This window comes from Streptomyces sp. AgN23 (assembly GCF_001598115.1).
In the GTDB taxonomy this organism is placed as follows: domain Bacteria; phylum Actinomycetota; class Actinomycetes; order Streptomycetales; family Streptomycetaceae; genus Streptomyces; species Streptomyces antimycoticus.
This window is the reverse complement of the sequence record NZ_CP007153.1, coordinates 9,586,338-9,603,741: the sequence shown is the minus strand read 5'-3', so window position 1 is coordinate 9,603,741 and position 17,404 is coordinate 9,586,338. Positions and strand designations below refer to the sequence as shown.

Annotated in this window: 14 protein-coding genes and 1 pseudogene; 7 read left to right on the top strand and 8 right to left on the bottom strand. The window is 70.9% G+C overall.

Annotated features, from left to right (window positions below; genetic code table 11):
• Positions 1 to 654: 654 nt before the first annotated feature.
• Positions 655 to 1,836, top strand: a complete 1,182-nt coding sequence (locus AS97_RS41250; protein WP_210566693.1) for an FAD-dependent monooxygenase — start codon at positions 655 to 657, stop codon at positions 1,834 to 1,836.
• A gap of 100 nt (positions 1,837 to 1,936) precedes the next feature.
• On the opposite strand, the gene AS97_RS41245 is transcribed toward AS97_RS41250, so the two are convergent.
• Both AS97_RS41245 and AS97_RS41240 read right to left on the bottom strand, forming a co-directional pair.
• Positions 1,937 to 2,791 (bottom strand): ABC transporter permease subunit, encoded by an 855-nt coding sequence (locus AS97_RS41245; RefSeq protein ID WP_210566692.1) that lies wholly within the window; start codon positions 2,789 to 2,791, stop codon positions 1,937 to 1,939.
• Complete coding sequence (locus AS97_RS41240; RefSeq protein WP_210566691.1) at positions 2,788 to 5,592, bottom strand: alpha/beta fold hydrolase; 2,805 nt, start codon at positions 5,590 to 5,592, stop codon at positions 2,788 to 2,790. The genes AS97_RS41245 and AS97_RS41240 overlap by 4 nt, the downstream gene beginning before the upstream one ends.
• A gap of 168 nt (positions 5,593 to 5,760) precedes the next feature.
• Between AS97_RS41240 and AS97_RS41235 the strand changes: the two genes are divergently transcribed.
• Positions 5,761 to 7,029, top strand: a complete 1,269-nt coding sequence (locus AS97_RS41235; RefSeq protein WP_210566690.1) for a VWA domain-containing protein — start codon at positions 5,761 to 5,763, stop codon at positions 7,027 to 7,029.
• Entirely contained in the window at positions 7,029 to 7,886 is an 858-nt protein-coding gene (locus tag AS97_RS41230) for a hypothetical protein (protein WP_210566689.1), read from the top strand. Before AS97_RS41235 ends, AS97_RS41230 begins: the two co-directional genes overlap by 1 nt.
• Before the next feature lie 93 nt (positions 7,887 to 7,979).
• Here AS97_RS41230 and AS97_RS41225 read toward each other — a convergent pair.
• Positions 7,980 to 8,513: pseudogene (locus tag AS97_RS41225) on the bottom strand (TerD family protein); the annotation flags it as partial.
• A 156-nt stretch (positions 8,514 to 8,669) separates the two neighbouring features.
• Between AS97_RS41225 and AS97_RS41220 the strand changes: the two are divergent.
• Entirely contained in the window at positions 8,670 to 9,038 is a 369-nt protein-coding gene (locus AS97_RS41220; RefSeq protein ID WP_059147558.1) for a BlaI/MecI/CopY family transcriptional regulator, read from the top strand.
• Positions 9,039 to 9,235: 197 nt separating this feature from the next.
• Positions 9,236 to 9,946 (top strand): M56 family metallopeptidase, encoded by a 711-nt coding sequence (locus tag AS97_RS41215; protein WP_330790868.1) that lies wholly within the window; start codon positions 9,236 to 9,238, stop codon positions 9,944 to 9,946.
• Between the two features lie 79 nt (positions 9,947 to 10,025).
• On the opposite strand, the gene AS97_RS41210 is transcribed toward AS97_RS41215, so the two are convergent.
• The 4 genes from AS97_RS41210 to AS97_RS41195 all read right to left on the bottom strand — a co-directional run bounded on the left by AS97_RS41210 (position 10,026) and on the right by AS97_RS41195 (position 12,639).
• Positions 10,026 to 10,703, bottom strand: coding sequence for a DUF305 domain-containing protein (locus AS97_RS41210; RefSeq protein WP_210566687.1), 678 nt, complete (start codon positions 10,701 to 10,703; stop codon positions 10,026 to 10,028).
• A 71-nt stretch (positions 10,704 to 10,774) separates the two neighbouring features.
• Positions 10,775 to 11,278: a hypothetical protein gene (locus AS97_RS41205; protein ID WP_247204654.1), complete on the bottom strand. Its 504-nt coding sequence runs from the start codon at positions 11,276 to 11,278 to the stop codon at positions 10,775 to 10,777.
• A gap of 98 nt (positions 11,279 to 11,376) precedes the next feature.
• The gene (locus tag AS97_RS41200) at positions 11,377 to 11,856 is read right to left on the bottom strand and encodes a general stress protein (protein ID WP_210566686.1); all 480 of its coding nucleotides are present in this window, start codon (positions 11,854 to 11,856) and stop codon (positions 11,377 to 11,379) included.
• Positions 11,857 to 12,342: 486 nt separating this feature from the next.
• Complete coding sequence (locus AS97_RS41195; RefSeq protein WP_059147553.1) at positions 12,343 to 12,639, bottom strand: hypothetical protein; 297 nt, start codon at positions 12,637 to 12,639, stop codon at positions 12,343 to 12,345.
• A gap of 123 nt (positions 12,640 to 12,762) precedes the next feature.
• Here AS97_RS41195 and AS97_RS41190 point away from each other — a divergent pair, with 123 nt between their 5' ends.
• Positions 12,763 to 13,131 carry an arsenate reductase family protein gene (locus AS97_RS41190; protein WP_059147552.1) on the top strand — a complete coding sequence of 123 codons (369 nt, stop codon included), beginning with the start codon at positions 12,763 to 12,765 and terminating at the stop codon, positions 13,129 to 13,131.
• Positions 13,132 to 13,242: 111 nt separating this feature from the next.
• Here AS97_RS41190 and AS97_RS41185 read toward each other — a convergent pair whose 3' ends face one another.
• The gene (locus tag AS97_RS41185; RefSeq protein WP_079059735.1) at positions 13,243 to 14,877 is read right to left on the bottom strand and encodes an AMP-binding protein; all 1,635 of its coding nucleotides are present in this window, start codon (positions 14,875 to 14,877) and stop codon (positions 13,243 to 13,245) included.
• A gap of 418 nt (positions 14,878 to 15,295) precedes the next feature.
• Between AS97_RS41185 and AS97_RS41180 the strand changes: the two genes are divergently transcribed.
• The gene (locus tag AS97_RS41180) at positions 15,296 to 17,326 is read left to right on the top strand and encodes a M6 family metalloprotease domain-containing protein (protein ID WP_210566685.1); all 2,031 of its coding nucleotides are present in this window, start codon (positions 15,296 to 15,298) and stop codon (positions 17,324 to 17,326) included.
• Positions 17,327 to 17,404 lie beyond the last annotated feature (78 nt).

Sequence of the window (17,404 nt, the reverse complement as noted above, 5' to 3'; positions counted from 1 at the left end):
TTCTGGAAGACGTGCGTCACCGAACGGGCCGTGGGCGCGCGGACATTCCGGCCGGGGTCAGGGCAGACCACGTGGCCCGCGGGCATGCCTGCATGGGCATGCGTCTACGGGCAGGCCGGAGCACGGCGTCGCCGGGAAGGCCGGGGCGATCCGCCGTTCGGTGAGTGGTGAGAGGCGGCTACGCCGCGACCGTGGCCGATCCGCGCGGGGAGAGGTGAGGTCTCCGGCGGGGTCTCGGGCAGACGGACGTGACGGCGGCGGGGGACACGCGAACGTGCTCCAGCGAATTGCGCATAAGGTCCCATCCTGTTCGGATCGTGGGGGGCGGACCGAACGTCACCAGTGCGGGCCGACCGATCTTTTGGGCTGACCGGTCGGAATCCTTAGTCTCATCGATCACTACGGAACCACACAACACACCGAAGTAACACTCTCATTAACCGATGAGAGAGTTCCGCGTGCCGACGGGCCGATCGCCACCGGTCTCAACTCCCCCACGACGCGGGGGGGTCGGAGCCCTGTCGGTGCGGCGTCGGTGGGGCGTCGGCGGGTCATCGACCCGGCGTCGGCGCCACGTCGGTGCGGTGTCGGTACCTGCGGCCAGTCTTTTTCCAGGCACCACATTCGGTGGTTGAATTCGGAAGGGACAACACCATGCGCAATACCCGGGTCCTGATTTCCGGCGCCAGTATCGCCGGGCCCGCCCTCGCCTACTGGCTGGACCGCCATGGCTTCCAGGTCACCGTGGTGGAGCGCGCCGCGCGGCCGCGACCGGGCGGACAGGCGATCGACGTACGAGGCCCGGCGCTGGAGGTGTGCGCGCGCATGGGTGTGCTGGAGGAGATCCGGGCGCACCGCACCGGGCTGCGCGGTATGTCGATGGTCGACGGCGACGGAAAGGAGCTGTTCAGCACCACCGAGCGCACCGCGAGTGGCGGTCGGCTCGACAGCCCCGACGTGGAGATTCTCCGGGACGATCTGTCCTCGGTTCTGCTGGCCGCGGGCGGCGACGGGATCGAGTACCTCTTCAACGATTCGATCGCCTCGCTCGCCCAGGGGCCCGATGAGGTGGCGGTCACCTTCGACCGGGGCGGTTCGCGCGCCTTCGACATCGTGGTGGCGGCCGACGGGGTGCACTCCTCCACCCGGGCGCTGGTCTTCGGCCCGGAGGAGCAGTTCCTTCGCCATATGGGGGGCTATCTGGGCGTGTGGACGGCACCGAACTATCTGGGCCTCGACCGCTGGGAGGTCATCTACCAGATGCCCGGCGACGTCTGGGGCGGCATGGTGATGAGTGTCCGCGAGAACACCGAGGTCCGGGTCTACATCGGCATCGACTCGGACGAACCGCCCGCCGAGTTCCTCGGCTCCCGGACCGTCTCGGATCAGAAGCGGCTGGTGGCCGAGCTGCACAAGGACGCACGCTGGGAGATGCCACGGCTGCTGGAGTACATGTGGGGGGCGCCCGACTTCCACCTCGACGTGGCGGCCCAGATCCATATGGACTCCTGGTCCCGTGGCCGGGTGGCCCTGGTCGGCGACGCCGGCTACTGCGGCTCGCCGATGTCCGGGCAGAGCACCAGCGTGGCCATGGTCGGCGCCTATGTCCTGGCGGGCGAGCTGAAGGCCGCAGGCGGCGACCACACCGCGGCTTTCGCCGCCTACGAGCGCGAGCTTCGGGGCTATGTGGCGGCCAACCAGCAGATCGCGCTGGACCACAAGGCGCGGAAGGACGCGGAGACCGCCTCGGCCGGGCAGGAGCCCGACACCAACCCGACCGATATCGGTGACGGCTTCTACGAGGTGGTCAACTCCTATGCGCTCAAGGACTACTGACCGGGCCGCCCGACGGGCGTGGCCCCGTGCCCCCCGTGGCCCCGTGCCGCCCGTGGCCCCGTGGCCCCGCGGCCCCGTGGCCCCGTGGCCCCGCGGCCGGCTAGGACACCACGTCCTTGCGGCCGAAGCCACGGAAGGCGAACGCGAGGAGCACCAGCGCATAGGCGACGGACACCGAGACGCCCTTCACCATTCCGCCCCATTCCATATGGGGCTGGAGTACGTCCGCCCACGCGAACTGCCAGTGCGCGGGCAGGAAGTCGCGCCAGGAGCCGAGCGCCGTGACCGCGTCCAGCACATTGCCCACGATGGTGAGCCCCACCGCGCCGCCCACCGCGCCCAGCGGTGCGTCGGTGACGGTCGAGAGCCAGAACGCGAGGGCGGCCGTGACCAGCTGGGACAGGAAGATGTACACCACCACGAGGGCGAGCCGGACGAGGGCGTCCCCGATCGGCAGTTCACCGCCGGTGGGCATCCGCAGCGGCCCCCAGCCGTATGCGGCGGTGCCCACCGCGAGCGCGACCAGCGGCAGCAGCACCATGGCGGCCGCGCTGAACGCGAGGGCCACCGCCAGCTTGCTCCCCAGCAGCCGGGCCCGGGGCACGGGCGCGGCCAGCAGATAGCGCAGCGAGGACCAGCTGGCCTCGGAGGCCACGGTGTCACCGCAGAACAGCGCCACCGGCACCACCAGCAAAAAGGCGGCCGAGACGAACAGCGCGGTGGCGGCGAGGTTGGCTCCGGAGGCGGTGGCCGTGGTCATCAGGGTGACCCGGTCCTCCCGCCCTTCCGGGGCGCCGCCGATGGCGAACGCGGCGACGAGGACGAACGGCAGCAGCGCCAGCACCAGCGCCATGACCAGGGTCCGGCGACGGCGCAGCTGCCGTACGGCCTCGACCCGCAGCGGCAGGGTGTGATGGGCCCGGTAGCCGGGCGCGACCTGGGACAGGGAGTTCACGCGGATCCTCCTGCAATCAGCGTCAAGAAGGCGTCTTCCAGGCGCCGGTTGGGCCCGAAGCTGGTCACCGGGATCTCCAGCCGCACCAGTTCGGCGAGCAGCCGCGCCGGGGTGGTCCCGTCGAGCTGGACGAGCAGTCCGTCGGCGGTGTGGGCGGTGGAGGCGATACCGGGCAGCGCGTTCACCTTGTCGACGTGGACGTCGCTCAGCTCGCCCTCGTGGCCCACCAGCACACTGCCGCCGTTACCGGTGATCTCGCCGACCGGGCCCGCCTGGATGAGCCGGCCCCGGTCCATGACGACCAGATGGGTGCAGGACTGCTCGACCTCCGCCAGGAGATGGCTGGAAACGATCACGGTGCGCCCCTCGGCGGCGTACCGGATCATCACCTCGCGCATCTCGCGGATCTGCGGAGGGTCGAGGCCGTTGGTCGGTTCGTCGAGGATCAGCAGATCGGGCAGGCCCAGCATGGCCTGGGCGATGGCGAGCCGCTGCCGCATGCCCTGGGAGTAGGTGCGCACCGCACGCTCCAGCGCGCTGCCCAGGCCCGCGATCTCCAGCGCCTCCTCGATATGGGCGTCGGCGGCGGGACGGCCGGTGGCCCGCCAGTACAGCTCCAGGTTGGCGCTGCCGGTCAGATGCGGCAGGAAGCCCGCCCCCTCGACGAAGGCGCCGACGCGGGAGAGCACGGGCGCGCCGGGCCTGATGGCCTGGCCGAAGACACGGATCTCGCCCTCGTCGGGGGCGATGAGCCCCATCAGCATGCGCAAGGTGGTGGTCTTGCCCGCGCCGTTGGGCCCGAGCAGCCCGAGCACCTGCCCCTTCTCGACGCGGAAGGACAGCTCGCGTACCGCGTAACGGTCGGCGGACTTGGCATAGCGCTTGCTGAGACCGGTGATCTGCAGGGGCACCCCGGCCAGTTCGGGATCGGGTGCGGGAGTGGCCGTACGCCGCCTGCCGGTCAGCACCAGCCCGAGCGCCACCACGGCCGCGGCGAGCGGCAGCCCCCACACCCAGGCGGGCAGCGGGGCGGGTTGGGTGTGCACCGCGGGCGCGGTGGGAACCGTCAGGCCGCCGTCCACGAGCCCGACCGTGTAGGTGGCGGGCTCGGTCGGGGAAGCGTAGCCGAGATCGGTGGAGGCGAGGACGAGCCGCAGCCGATGGCCCGCGATGAGCTCGTGGTCGACGGCGGGCAGCCGGACGGTGACGGTACGGCCCTGCTTCGCGCCGGTGACGCGCAGCGGCGTGACCAGTTGCTCGGGCAGCACCTGCCGGCCGTCCGGTCCCACGTCGTAGACCTTGACGAACAGGACGGCGTCGTCCGTGTCGGCCTTGACCCGCACCTTCACCTCGGGCGATCCGGTGATGCGCAGGGGCCGGTCCAGCCGCGCCGAGTCGAACCGCGCGAACTGGCCCGGGACGTCGAGGGAGAGGCCGACGCCGAGCGAGGACGCCTGGGACAGCCCGGCCACGCCCGGCACCGTGGAGATGGAGGGCGGCCCCGCCCCGGGCGGGTTGGCGAACGACTGCTCGCGTCCGGGCAGTGCCACCTTCCGGGTGCCGTCGCTCAGGCCCGGGTAGCGGTCGCCGTCGGCGCCGCGCAGCTGGACCGCGCCGTTGGTGGTGTCGATGCCGCCGGTGCGGCTGATCCGGAAGGCGGGACCGGTGTCGGTGCCCTTGTCGCCCTTGAGGTAGCGGTCGAACCAGGCGTGGGTGCGCGCCGCCACGCGCGAGGTCTCGCGGTCGCCGCCGTCATGTCCGCCGGCCGTCCAGTCGACGGCGACCGGCGCCCCGGTGGCCCGGATCGACTTCGCCATCTCATCGGCCTGGCCGAGGGGGAAGAGGGAGTCGACCTGCCCCTGGAGGATCAGCGTGGGGACCTTGATCCGGCCGGCGACGGCGGACGGGCTGCGGGCCTCGAGCAGCCGGCGGGCGGCGGCGTCGGGCTTTCCGGCGACCGCGACCCGCTCGTACATCTCGCACAGCCGCTTCTCGAAGCGACCGCAGCCCTGGCCTCCCAGGGTCTTCCCACCGCTCTCGCCCCGTTCGCCGTTCGCGTCTCCCGGGTCCGCCCGGACTCCCTGGCCCGCCCCGCCGTTCGCGCCGCCCGCGCCCGACTGGCCCATTCCGCCGCCCGCTCCTCCCCCGCCGTTCGCGTCCTCCTGGTCTCCCTGGGCCTGGGAGAGATCGGCCGAGCCGGTGGTGAAGAACAGCCCGGCCCAGAGCTTTTTGTAGACACCGTTCGGGAAGAGCGCGTCGGCGAGGTTCCAGTAGGTGATCTCGGGCGCGATGGCGTCCACCCGGCGGTCGTATCCGGCCGCGAGCAGGGAGATCGCCCCGCCGTAGGAGGCGCCGGCGACGCCCACCCGGGGGTCGCCCTGGCCGTCGAGCCGCACCTCGGGGCGTTTCGCCAGCCAGTCGATCAGCCGCCGGGCATCGGCCACCTCATGGTCCGGGTCGTTCAGCCCGATCTTCCCCGTGGATCTGCCGAATCCACGCGCCGACCAGGTGAGCACGGCGTATCCGTCGCGGGCCAGCTCCTCGGCCCGGTCGCGTACGTCGTCCTTGCTGCCCCCGAAGCCGTGGGCGAGCAGGACCGCGGGCCTGCGGCCGGAGCCCGAGGTGAAGTACGAGGTGTCGATGCGCGCCCCCGGCATGTCCAGCACGCGGTCCTGGCGGTGCACGGCAGGCCGGTCGTCGGAGGCGGCGGCCGCCCAGGTGCCCGCGCCCGCGAGGACGGCCGCGGCGGCCACGGCGGCGGCCAGGCGCCGGCCCCGCAGCCGGGTCTTTCGGAGATCCATACCCGCAACCCTAAGAGGAGGATGCGAACGCCGGAGCTGACACCAGACGGATTCTCGTCCCCTCCCGGGGGAGTACCCGGACACCTGCCGTACACCCGGCGCGGTATGCCCCCGGCCGCGGCGGCCGGGCTTTTGGATCCGTCAGATGAAGCTCCATAAGATGCGCCGGTGATCATAAAGAAACGTCTGGCAACAGGCGCGCTGGGGCTCCTCGCGGCCCTCGCCTGCGGCCTGATATCCCCTCCCGCCGCCATGGCCGGCGAACCGGCTTCCGATTCCCCGAAGGTCGAACTGGTACTCGACGTCAGCGGCTCCATGCGGGCCCGCGACGTCGACGGCGACACCCGGATGGCGGCAGCGAAACAGGCGTTCAACGAGGTGCTGGACGCCACTCCCGAGGAGGTGCGGCTGGGCATCCGCACCCTCGGCGCCAATTACCCCGGAAAGGACCGCGTGGCCGGTTGCCGGGACAGCGAGCAGCTTTACCCGGTGGGCCAGGTGGACCGCACCGAGGCCAAGGCGGCCGTCGCCACACTGCGCCCCACCGGCTGGACGCCCATCGGGCTCGCGCTGCGCGGCGCGTCCAAGGACCTCTCCAGCGGCGACGGGACCCGCCGGATCGTGCTGATCACGGACGGCGAGGACTCCTGCGGTCAGCCCGACCCGTGTGATGTGGCCCGTGAACTGGCGGCCCAGGGAACCCACCTGGTCGTCGACACGCTCGGGCTGACGCTGGACCGCAAGGTCCGCGAGCAGCTCAGCTGCATCGCCGAGGCCACCGGTGGCACCTATACGGCGATCCAGCACCGGGACCAGCTCTCCAGCCGTATCAAGCAGTTGGTCCGGCGCTCCGCCGACACCCCCGTGCAGACGCCCACGCCGGTGCAGGGCGCCACACAGTGCGCGAAGGCCCCGTACCTGGGCTCCGGCCTCTACAGCGACCGGGAGAGCTTCGGCGAACACCGCTGGTACCGGATGCGCGTGGCGCCCGGTCAGGAGCTGCGGGCCTCGGCGAGCGTGGCCGTGGACCGCGCTGTCGACCCGGACTACGGCGTGCTGCTGCGGGCGATGACCCCGGGTGGCCGGGAGCTGGTGCGCGGCAGCGAGGCGGGCAGCGGCCGTACGGACGTCCTCTCCAGCGGGCTGCGCTATCCGGTCGCGGATGTGGACGACGACGAGGACGAGACCGCGCGAACGGTGTGCCTGGAGCTGAGCCAGTCCTTCTCCGCGCCCGCTTCCGTCAAGCGCGCTCCGGGCCTTCCGGTGGAGCTGGCCGTCGATGTGGTCGGCAACGACGATCCGCCCGCCGATGTGGCCGCCTTCGGCCTGGGCCGCGGCTGGATGCTGCTGGGCGTGCTCACCGTGGGCGGGCTGCTCGCGGGATTGCTGTGGGGCTGGCTGGCCCGCTGGCGTGTCACCGTCTGGAGGTCCAACTGATGCGAGCCCTGCGTACCGTGGGCGCCGCGCTCACCCTGTGTGCCGCCGCCTGGCTGACCGCCGCCGTCCCGGCCGCCGCGGACGGCGCGGACAGCGCGGCCGACACGAAGGACGGCGCCCCCACCGAGGCGGGCACGAACTTCCGTACCGCCACCGAGATCAAGCCCGGTCAGAAGGCCACCGCGGCGGCCTCCACCGGCGACTATCTGTACTGGGTGTTCCCGGCCGCCGCCGGGCAGATCCCCAAGGTCGAGGCGGAGCTGAAGCTGCCCGACGCTGCCAGCCGGCACGGCAGCGCCACCTGGCAGCTCGATGTCTACGACGGTCTGCGCCGCCACCAGCCGTGCGCCTCGGGCACCCCGGCGCGCAGAGCGGCCCAGCAGGACGGGTCGGTCACCGTGAGCTGCACCCTGCGCCAGGTGCGGTCCTGGTCCGAGCGCTGGGCCAACGACCCTCTGCAGGGCGCCTATTATGTGCGGCTCACCGTCGTCGATCTGCCCGCCGAGGACCTCGGACTGCCGATCGACGCCGAGGTGGAGGCGTCCGTACCGGACGCGGGCGGGGCGCACGCCGACGGCGGGGATGTGACCCCGCTCAATCCGGTGCTGCGGTCCGGCACGGCCCCGGGCACGGACGCCGAGCCGTCGGGCGACACGTCCTCGGATTCCGCTGACGACAAGGACGGGGGCATCCCGTACGCGGTCGCCGAGCCGGAGGACGACTGGGGCTCCGGCTGGTGGTCGGACCGATGGGTGTGGACCGTGATCGGCGCGGCGCTGGCGGCGCTCGCCGGGGTGGGCGGGTACACCCTCACCCGGGGGCCGCGCTTCCCGGGCCGCCCGCCGAGCGACGCCTGACCCGATAGCTGACCCGATGTCCGGAATCGGCGCGCGGCCCGCACCTTCACCGTGCGGGCCGCGCACCACACCGGACCCCGGTCGCCGGGAACCTCAGGAATAGTCCTGGCCCATGAGCCGCCCAAACTCTTCGGGATCCGTGTCGAATCCACGAATAGCGCTCCGCATTCCCCATTCCCCCGAGTCGTCCCGGGTGAATACCGCTACCGTGGCGGCAGTGGCTTCTGCGACACCGGTGAAGTCGCTGTTAATCAGCTCGGTGTATCCGTTGAGAATCCGGACGCTGGTGTTCGGCACATCTCCGAACGCCTTCCGTCCCGAGCTCGGCTGGATGACTATCCCGACGACCACCCGCGAGTATTCGGACGACAGCCGTTCGAGTTCGAGGGTCATGGACTCGTCGGTGCCAAGGCCCTGACCGGTGCGGCTGTCCCTGTTGAGGTTGATGGTGCCGTCCGGTGAGCGGCTGTCGAAGTGGACGAGATACGCGGGCTCACCGTACGGATCGGCGGCGCGGTACGTCCCCGCCACGATGTCGAGATCATGGGGCGGCTCACCGGTGGGACTCGGATCCCACTTGAGCGCCACCTCGATTTTCCGAAGCCCCTTGTTGAGACCAGTCACCCGGACTTCCCTTCCCTCGAACCGTGCGGATGTTGAATGCGCGTGGCGTCAAGCCTATCGCGGGCAGGGCGAGTTGGGGATTTCCTGACGGCCGCGTGCGAGACCTCCCCGAGGGGTCTCTACTATGGGCCTCCGTACTAACGGCGGAAGGAAGCGTCCATGCGACGGTTGGGGGAGCTCGAGGCGGAGATCATGGACCGCCTCTGGGCTTGGCAGCGTCCCACCACAGTGCGGGAGATCGTGGACGACATCAATGAGCACCGCCCGGTCGCCTATACCACGGTGATGACCGTCGCTTCCATCCTCTACAACAAGGGCTGGCTGCTGCGCGCCAAGGAGGGCCGGGCGTGGGTGTACTCACCGGTCCGCAGCCGCGAGGAGTACACCGCCGCCCTGATGGAAGACGCGCTCGGCACCAGCGAGGACCGCTCCGCCGCCCTCGCCCACTTCGTCGAGCAGATGGGCCCGGAGGAGGTCAGCGCGCTGCGCAAGGCATTGCGGGCCGCGGGTCGGCGGACCCAGGCGTGACGGCCGCCCTCGTACTGGGCTGCTACGCCGCCGTGGTCGGCTCGGTGGCCCCGAAGGCACTGGCGCGCAGCGCCTGGCCGTATCGCGCACCCGGTTTGGCGATTGCCGTTTGGCATGGATTAGTCCTGTCGTTCACCATCGCACTGGCTCTGACCACTTATCACCTCGTCACCCCAACTTGGCCTCTTCATAATGGAATGTCCGGCTTGCTCCGGTTCTGTGGGTTGACGTTCGACGCCCGTATCCCGGGCACGGGCCCGGTCGGCGTTCCGGCCATCGCGGTACCGGCCTTGGTGGCCCTGCTTCCGCTCGTCTGCTTCGCACATGAGCTGCTACGGGCCCGGCGCGTTCGCGCCCGCCACCGGGGCGTACTGGACATGGTCGGGCGGCGCTCGGCGCGATGGCGCGCCACCGTGCTGGACCATGACACGCCCGCGGCGTACTGCCTGCCCGGCCGCAGGCCGCGGATCGTCGTGAGCGCGGGCGCGCTGAGACTGCTCTCCCCCGCGCAGTTGGAGTCCGTACTGGAGCATGAGCGCGCGCATATCGCGGGCCGCCACCATCTGGCGCTGGCGGCCACCGAGGCGTTCGCCCGGGTGTTCCGGTGGCTGCCGCTGGCGCGCGAGACCAGGACACAGACGGCACTTCTGCTGGAGATGGCCGCGGACGACCGGGCCCTGCGCCGCCATCCACGTGAAGCGCTCGTCTCCGCCTTGTACGCGATGGCGGCGGGGGATGCTCCTGGCGGAGCCTTCAGCGTCGGCGGACCGGACGCCGTGATCCGGCTGCGGCGGATGCTGGAGGCCCGGCGGCGCCCGCATCCGGCGCTGCGCGGTGCGGTGGTGGCGGCCGCCGTGGCCGCACCGGTCCTGCCCCCTCTGCTCGGCTGCGTCCCCGGGATGGGGTAACGACCCCCGCGCGCCTCGGTGGCCGCCCCGGGCCACGCGGAGGAACCGCGGGGCCCGGGGCGGCGGGGCTCGATGCGGATCAGAGCCGGTCGAGGAGGGTTCGCAGGGTGGCGACCTCGGTGGACTGGTTCTTGACGACCTCGTCGGCGAGCTTCTTGGCCTTGGCGTTACGCCCGTTCTTCTTCTCGTCCTTCGCCATGGCGATCGCGCCCTGATGATGGTCGATCATCATGCTCGCGAAGGCGCGGTCGAAGGCGGGCCCCTTGGCGGCCTCGAGCTTCCGCATGCCCTCCCCGGACATCATTCCGCCCATATCGCCCTTACTGCCCGAACCGTGCTCCATGCCATCCATGCCGTCCATACCACCCGATGACGGCTTCTCCGGCTTGCCCCAACCCCTGAGCCAGGACTTCAGGGTGGCGATCTCCGGGTCCTGCGCCTTCTCGATCCGCCCCGCCAGGCTCGTGATCCGCGCGTCCGAGGCCCGGTCATCGGCCAGTGCGGCCATCGCCAGGGCCTGCTCATGATGCGGGATCATCATCTGCGCGAAGCGGACGTCCGCGTCGTTGAACGCGCCCGCGGCGGGGCCCGTGGTCGCCTCGGAGGTGGCGGACCCCTTCGCGCTCGCGTGGTCCATGCCCTTCGCGTCGTCGCTCCCGCCACATCCGGCGAGCAGCAGCCCTCCGGCGGCGACGGCGCCCACGAACGCGAGACGGCGACGAAGCGGCCGACGCGGGACATGCGTGAATGCGGTCATGTCGATATACCTCTTTTTGCCAAGTGCTGACTGTTCCATGGGGTGTACCGGCGCATTGCGCGCGGTTCGGCCTAAATCCGGAGAACAGACAAGGCAGTGAGGTCGGGTCCGCGTGACGGAGGGTCGGGCCGCGCGACGGCGACCGACGTCACGGGGAGCCTCGGCGAGGGGCCGTCGCGGTGGGCGAGCACCGCACGCAGGAGCGCTCCGAGCACCCAGACGCCGAGCACCGCGATACACAGCGAGGCCATGTCCATCCCGGTCATGGGTGCGCGTGGCTTTGTGTGTGGCGTTGTCTCGGATACGGCCGGCGCATGCCCGGCCTCGGCGGACGGGGCGGGCGCGGCCTGGTGCGACCCGGAGCCAATGGCGGCCGTACCGCCGTCGCGGTCGCCGCCGTACGGCGCGGGGCGCAGGTCACCGGAGGCATGGTGTGCCGAGGGGCTCCCACCCGGACCGGATCCGCCGTCGGGATGGCCCAGGGTGTGCATGACGAAGACACCGAGCGCGAGCACGACGACGAGCAGGAGTCGCGGAAGGACTCCGTCCGCGCGCATACTCCTGCCGGTGTTCACCGTCACTCCTCGGGGGTCGGTGTGATCTCTCGGAGTCACACCCTACTCCTAATGCCGTTAGTACGTGCACAGCCCCCCGGAGGACCCTCGGAAGCCGCTCAGCCCTCCTGCATCGCGAGCCTGGCCAGCATGTTCTTCGCCTCATCGGCGACCTCGGCGTCCGCGACCACGTCATAGCGCGCGGCCACGATCTGGCTACGGGACGAGAAATCGCGCTGCCCCCGGGTCATGGTATGCCCGACGAAACCGAAGATCGCGCCGAACACCGCCCCGTAGACGAGACCGCTCACCAGCAGCACGATCACGTTGTTGGCCCCGGCGGCGAACACGGTCAGCAGCAGCCCGACCAGCAGTCCGAACCAGGCTCCTGTACCGGCCCCCGCCAGCGCCGCACGGCCCCTGGTCATCCGCCCGAGCACCGTCTCGACCATCCGGAGGTCCGAGCCGATGATCGCCATGTGTTCCACCGGGAACTTGTTGTCGGAAAGGAAGTCGACCGCGTGCTGGGCGCCTGCGTAGGTCGGAAACGAGCCGACGACCGGGCGGTCGACCACCTCCGACGGCGGTTGCTGGGTCATCGCCGCCTCCCTCCGTCAAGGAGAGCGTGCGCCCGCGCCTGCCCCCTCGCAACGGGAGAGGCGGCGGGGAGCGGCGAGGGGAAAGCGGCGGAACCTCCGAGAGTGGTCCGTGCCGCCGGATATCCGGAACGCCGGCACGGCTATCGGCGGAACATTTCCCCGACCCTCTACGCCCTTCTCCCTGCCACTCTTCGCCCTTCATTTCCCACCCGGGCACGAAGGCCGCGCCATTCCCGGTAGGGGCCGATCCCGGAAGGGGCCGATCCCGGAAGGGGCCGATCCCGGAAGGGGCCGCTCCCTTTCGCGCTGTCGGTCCATGAGACCTGCTGGGGCCTGCTCCCTCGCTCGCCCGGGACACCCGTTATCCGTTTTCGGTTAACCGTTGACAGCGACCACAGCCGTGGGCGCGGCTGACGCTGATGCGGTGACCGCGCGCCCTCGGGCCGGGCCCGCCGCGCTCCGAGGAGGCACGGCGGGCCGGCGGTTTCAGCCCCGGGCGGGGCGGTCGGCGTGATCGGTGCGGATGAGGGAGCGCACCATCCGGCAGGTGATGTCGGAGGGCGGATGCACTCCGATCCGGGCGGCCGTGGAGCGTATCTTGCGGTTGGACGCCTGCTCGGGGCGGTAGACACCGGAGTTGAGCAGCGCGATGGCCAGACGCATGGCCTTCAGACGGCGGTTGTGGGACTCGTACCACTCACGCGGACGCCCGGCAGGCATCCGCTTCTTCGGCAGGGTCGGAAAGCTCGGCAGCTCCTGAAGAGGGGGTGCGGCAACGGCCATCGGCAGCCTCCTGAGATGGTCGGGAAACCTTCCCTTCAACTGCCTCTATTCTACGGCCGGGCACTGACAAAGGCCCCTGGTCAGGCGCCATTTACGAGACGGTCTCGCGATACTGTGTACGGCATGGAGATCTGGATCAATCCGGCATGCTCGAAGTGCCGTGGCGCGCTCACCCTGCTCGACGCGGAGGGCGCCGGGTACACCGTCCGCCGCTATCTCGAAGACGTACCGAGCCAGGACGAGATCCGCGAGGTGCTCGGCCGGCTCGGGCTGGAGCCGTGGGACATCACTCGCACGCAGGAGGCGGCCGCGAAGGAGCTGGGGCTGAAGGACTGGCCGCGCGAGGAGAGCGCACGGGGCCGCTGGATCGCGGCGCTCGCCGAGCACCCCAAGCTCATCCAGCGGCCCATCATCACGGCGGACGACGGCACGGCCGTGGTGGGGCGCACGGAGGAGGCGGTGCGGGAGGCGATGTCCCGGTCCCGCGAGTGACTCAAGGCAGGGGCATGACGCCCCGGAGCCCCGTGCTGCGACACGGGGCGCCGGACGTGCTCGGTTCGGCTCCGGGGCGTGCGCGGAGGCCGCCTCGGCGCGCGAGGCGGCTCAGCGGCGCCCGGGCGCGGGCTGCTGCGGACGCAGCAGGAACCGCTGTGTCTTACCGCTGGAGGTCTTCGGCAGCTCGGCCACGAAGTGGACGTTCCGCGGATAGGCGTGCTTGGCGTACCGCTCCCTGACCAGTTGCTGCAGCTCGGCCACGAGCGCGTCGCCCACCGCCGTCCCCGGTCGCGGCACGATGAACGCCTCCACGACCTCGCCGTACTCCTCGTCCGGTACGCCGACGACGGCGGCCTCCGCCACCGCGGCGTGCTCCTGCAGCACGGTCTCCACCTCGAAGGGGCCGATGCGGTAGCCCGCCATCAGGATGATGTCGTCGCCGCGCCCGGAGAAGAACAGATGGCCCTCGTCGTCGCGGGAGGCGGTGTCCCCGGTGTAGAACCAGTGCCCGTCGGGGCTGAACTTCTCGGCGGTCTGCTCGGGGGCGTCGCGGTAGCCCTTGAACCACATCAGCGGGCTGTCCTCGATGTCCACCACGACCCGGCCGGGGATGTCCACGTGGGCCAGCGCGGAGTTGGTGTCCTCGCGCAGCACCTTCACCCCCCAGCCGGGCAGCGGACGGCCCATGGAGCCGGGCTTGATGTCCTCGCGCAGAGCCGGGTGCCAGGCGTGGGCGACCACCATGCCCAGCTCGGTCGAGCCGTAGTGGTCGCGCACGGGGACACCGAGCGTCTCGAGCGCCCAGCCGACGACGTCCGGGGGCAGCGGTTCGCCCGCGGCGGAGCAACAGCGCAGCCGCAGATCGCCGGGGGCGGGGATGCCGGAGGCGCGCAGCTTGCGGTAGACGGTGGGCCCGGCGGTGAAGTTGGTGACCCCGAAGCGGGAGAGCACCTCCCAGGTGGACTCCGCGGAGAACAGGCCGCTCAGCAGCAGTGCGCGCTGCCCGAGGGCGAGCGGCCCGATGAGCGCGTAGTACAGGCCGTACGCCCAGCCCGGGTCGGCGGCGTTCCAGAAGACGTCGGTGGGCCGGTGATCCAGGCCGAACTGCTGGTACATCGAGAAGCCCGCGACGGCCCGCAGCGGAACCGGGACGGCCTTGGGGGTGCCCGCGGTGCCCGAGGTGAACAGCTCGACGATGAGCCCGTCGCCGCCCACGGCCACCGGTTCGGGCAGCGTGGCCTCCCCCTCGGCCAGTTCCGCGAAGGACAGGTCGGACCCGGTGACGGGCCCGGTGGTGACGATCTGCCAGGGGCGCTCGCCGGGGAAGCCCGACTCCGGGTCCAGCTTGGGACGTTGGTCGGCGTCGCTGATCACGACCTTGGTGTCGTTGCCCGCGATCCGCAGCGCGATGGCCGGCGGGGCGAACGCGGTGAACAGCGGCACCTGGACGGCCCCGAGCCGCCAGATCGCAAGGCTCGCGACCAGCAGGTCGGCGGATTTGCCCATCAAGGTGGCGACGCGGTCGCCCACTCCGACTCCCAGGGCGGCCAGGGCACCGGCCATACGTGACGAACGGTCACGCAGCTCCCCGTACGTCATGTCGTGGCCGGTCAGATCCTTGCCCACCACAGTGAACGCGACGGCGTCGTCCGGGTGCCTGTCGCACAGCAGGTACGCGGTGTTCGCCGCGGGCTCACCGAAGGTCTTGAGCAGGTCAGCCATGCGCTGTTCCGGGCTGGTCAAGAGGGCTCCTAGTGCTGGTATCCACGAATCGCGCCGGACGGGAGACAGGGCAGGTGCCCGGCTTCGGGCGAGTGCGGACGCACCTCGGGGCGCGGGCGCATCTCGCCTTCCGGGGTGGGCTGTTCCCGGGTTGCGCTGAGCCGAAGTCCCAGGCGGCAGCTCCCGTTGGCCTGTACACGCTATCGCGCTTTCCCGCCGGTCCGGCAGCCGTCCACCGGTACCGGGACCGGGACGGCCTCCGCGAGCCGGAGCGGAACCGATGCGGAGCCCGGAGCGGAACCGGCGGGCGATGGCCCCGTCCGTCACCGACGCACTCTGGCGCCCCCCTCTTTCCCCGCCTTACCTTGGGCGGCGGTAGGCATACCGCTTGTACGGTTTGTCATGTCTGAGCTCCAAGACGCCCAACACGAGGTGAGTCTTGTTACTGCCCCGAAGACCCGTCGGCCGGTTGACCGTCGTCGCCACGGTCCTCGCCACCGCAGCGGCCATCGCCGCCGGACCCGCGCGGGCCACCCCCGATGACACACCGTCGGCCGGCTCCGCCCGTCCCTCGCTGGTGCGGCCGATCGACCCGCAGCAGTGGCGCAACCCCGATGACATGACCTGGGCCGACTACCGTGCGGTTCCCGGGACGCACTGGGCGGACCCCGACGTCAAGCCCACACAGCGCACCTTCAAGGGCGCGCTGGTGCTCTTGGACTATCCGGACGAGGAGTTCGCGGTCAGCCGCCCGGCCGGATCCACCCTCTTCGGCAATCCCCAGGCCAGTGCGTCCGATATCCCCCGCGCTCGCCTCCCGCGCTTCTACCAGGACTTCCTCAACACACCGGGGCCGCTGAACAACGGTCACACCATCAACGAGTACTGGATGGAGGACTCCGGCGGCCGCATCGGTGTCGATCTGACCGCCTTCGGTGTGTACCGCATGCCGGGCAAGTCCTATCAGTACGGCGTCGAGGACTCGATGAACCCGGGCGCCTGCCCGGCCGGGGACACCTGCGACCAGGACATCCGGGCCGACGGCAAGGCCGCCTGGGTAGCCGATGTCGGCGCCGACAAGGCGGACTCGTTCGACTTCGTCTTCTACCTCACGGCCGGACAGGACGAGTCGTCCACCTGGCAGGAGTTCGGCCAGATGAAGTTCCCGAGCGCGGCGGACATACCCGCCGACTGGGGACCACCGGCCACCGCGGGCGCCAACTCCGCCCGGACCCGCTACGTACCGTGGACGTCCTGGCAGTCCGCCGCCCGTATCTGGCCCAACGCCGCCGACGGGTCGTCGGTACAGGCCGAGAGTTCCGGCATGGCCGTGTACGCCCACGAACTCAGCCATATCCTGGGCATCGGGGACAACTACAACAACCCATACGGCACGCCCCTCAGCCGTTCGTACACCGGTATCTGGAGCATGCTCTCCCGCGGTTCGTTCAACGGCCCCGGCGGGCCGCACTCCCGCTGGCAGATCCCCGCCACCGCCGGTGGCTCGATGGGCTCCCAGCATGTACTGCGCGACAAGCTGAAGCTCGGTATCGTCGACGAGAAGAACGTCCTGCGGCTGGACCGCGACGCCCTGAAGAGCTCCGGCCTCGTCGTCGCCCACGTCACCGCACGCTCGGCGCCACCGGGTGAGAAGGGGCTCTCCGGGGTCAACATCGCCCTGGGTCGCGATCTCTCGCCGTCCTGCGACAAAGCCGACCCGCTGTGCGACGGCGGTGGCTACGACAACTACACCGTCGAGATCGTCGACCGCATGGGCATGGACTCGTTCACTCCGGATCACGGGGTGCTGCTCACCAAGACGAAGAACAAGGACCGGGCGCCGTTCGCCTGGGTGGTCGACGCGCACCCCGAGGACATCGACCTGGTGGACTTCCGGCGTCCCGACGGCACCACCCAGAAGATCACCATGGGCGACTACCGGCAGCTCAGCGATGCGCTCTTCCACGCCGGAGCCGACTCCGGCAGCCAGTACGAGTACATCGACCGGGCCAACCGGCTGCACTTCTATGTGCTCGACCTCAAGCGCGACCGGTCCGGAGTGCTTTCGTACACCATCGCCGTGAAGTCCCTCGACGGCGCGGGACCGCGGCGGCGCGGACTGGCCCTCCACCGCGGCGAGGCCAAGGGGGACGCCGCCCGCTCCCGGGCCGTGTGCACCTTCGGCCTCGACAACACCGGAGGCGCTACGGGCAACCGGGCCGGATCGGCGGCCACTTCGGTGGACTCGGATGTCTACCGGCTGTCGGCGAGGGCCGTCGGACGGGGCTGGTCCGCCTGGCTGCCCAACCGTCTCGCCACCGCAAAGGCCGGTGGATCGGTGGATGTCGAGGTGGCCGTGGCCGCGAAGAAGGGCGCCACACGGCAGGGGGCGGTCATGCTCACCGCCCGCTCCGAAAGCGATCCGCACCGCACCGCCAAGGCCATGTGCCGGCTGTCGAGCCGCCGGTAGGGCGATGGGTGACAGGTGACGTGTGAAACGGGTGACATGAAACGGGTGACGTGAAACGGGTGACGTGAAACGGGTGAC

Excerpts from the sequence above, each read along its gene's own strand:
- AS97_RS41250 (WP_210566693.1), top strand. The coding sequence starts at position 655 with ATGCGCAATACCCGGGTCCTGATTTCCGGCGCCAGTATCGCCGGGCCC.
- AS97_RS41240 (WP_210566691.1), bottom strand. The coding sequence starts at position 5,592 with ATGGATCTCCGAAAGACCCGGCTGCGGGGCCGGCGCCTGGCCGCCGCC.
- AS97_RS41230 (WP_210566689.1), top strand. The coding sequence starts at position 7,029 with ATGCGAGCCCTGCGTACCGTGGGCGCCGCGCTCACCCTGTGTGCCGCC.
- AS97_RS41220 (WP_059147558.1), top strand. The coding sequence starts at position 8,670 with ATGCGACGGTTGGGGGAGCTCGAGGCGGAGATCATGGACCGCCTCTGG.
- AS97_RS41215 (WP_330790868.1), top strand. The coding sequence starts at position 9,236 with ATGTCCGGCTTGCTCCGGTTCTGTGGGTTGACGTTCGACGCCCGTATC.
- AS97_RS41210 (WP_210566687.1), bottom strand. The coding sequence starts at position 10,703 with ATGACCGCATTCACGCATGTCCCGCGTCGGCCGCTTCGTCGCCGTCTC.
- AS97_RS41200 (WP_210566686.1), bottom strand. The coding sequence starts at position 11,856 with ATGACCCAGCAACCGCCGTCGGAGGTGGTCGACCGCCCGGTCGTCGGC.
- AS97_RS41195 (WP_059147553.1), bottom strand. The coding sequence starts at position 12,639 with ATGGCCGTTGCCGCACCCCCTCTTCAGGAGCTGCCGAGCTTTCCGACC.
- AS97_RS41190 (WP_059147552.1), top strand. The coding sequence starts at position 12,763 with ATGGAGATCTGGATCAATCCGGCATGCTCGAAGTGCCGTGGCGCGCTC.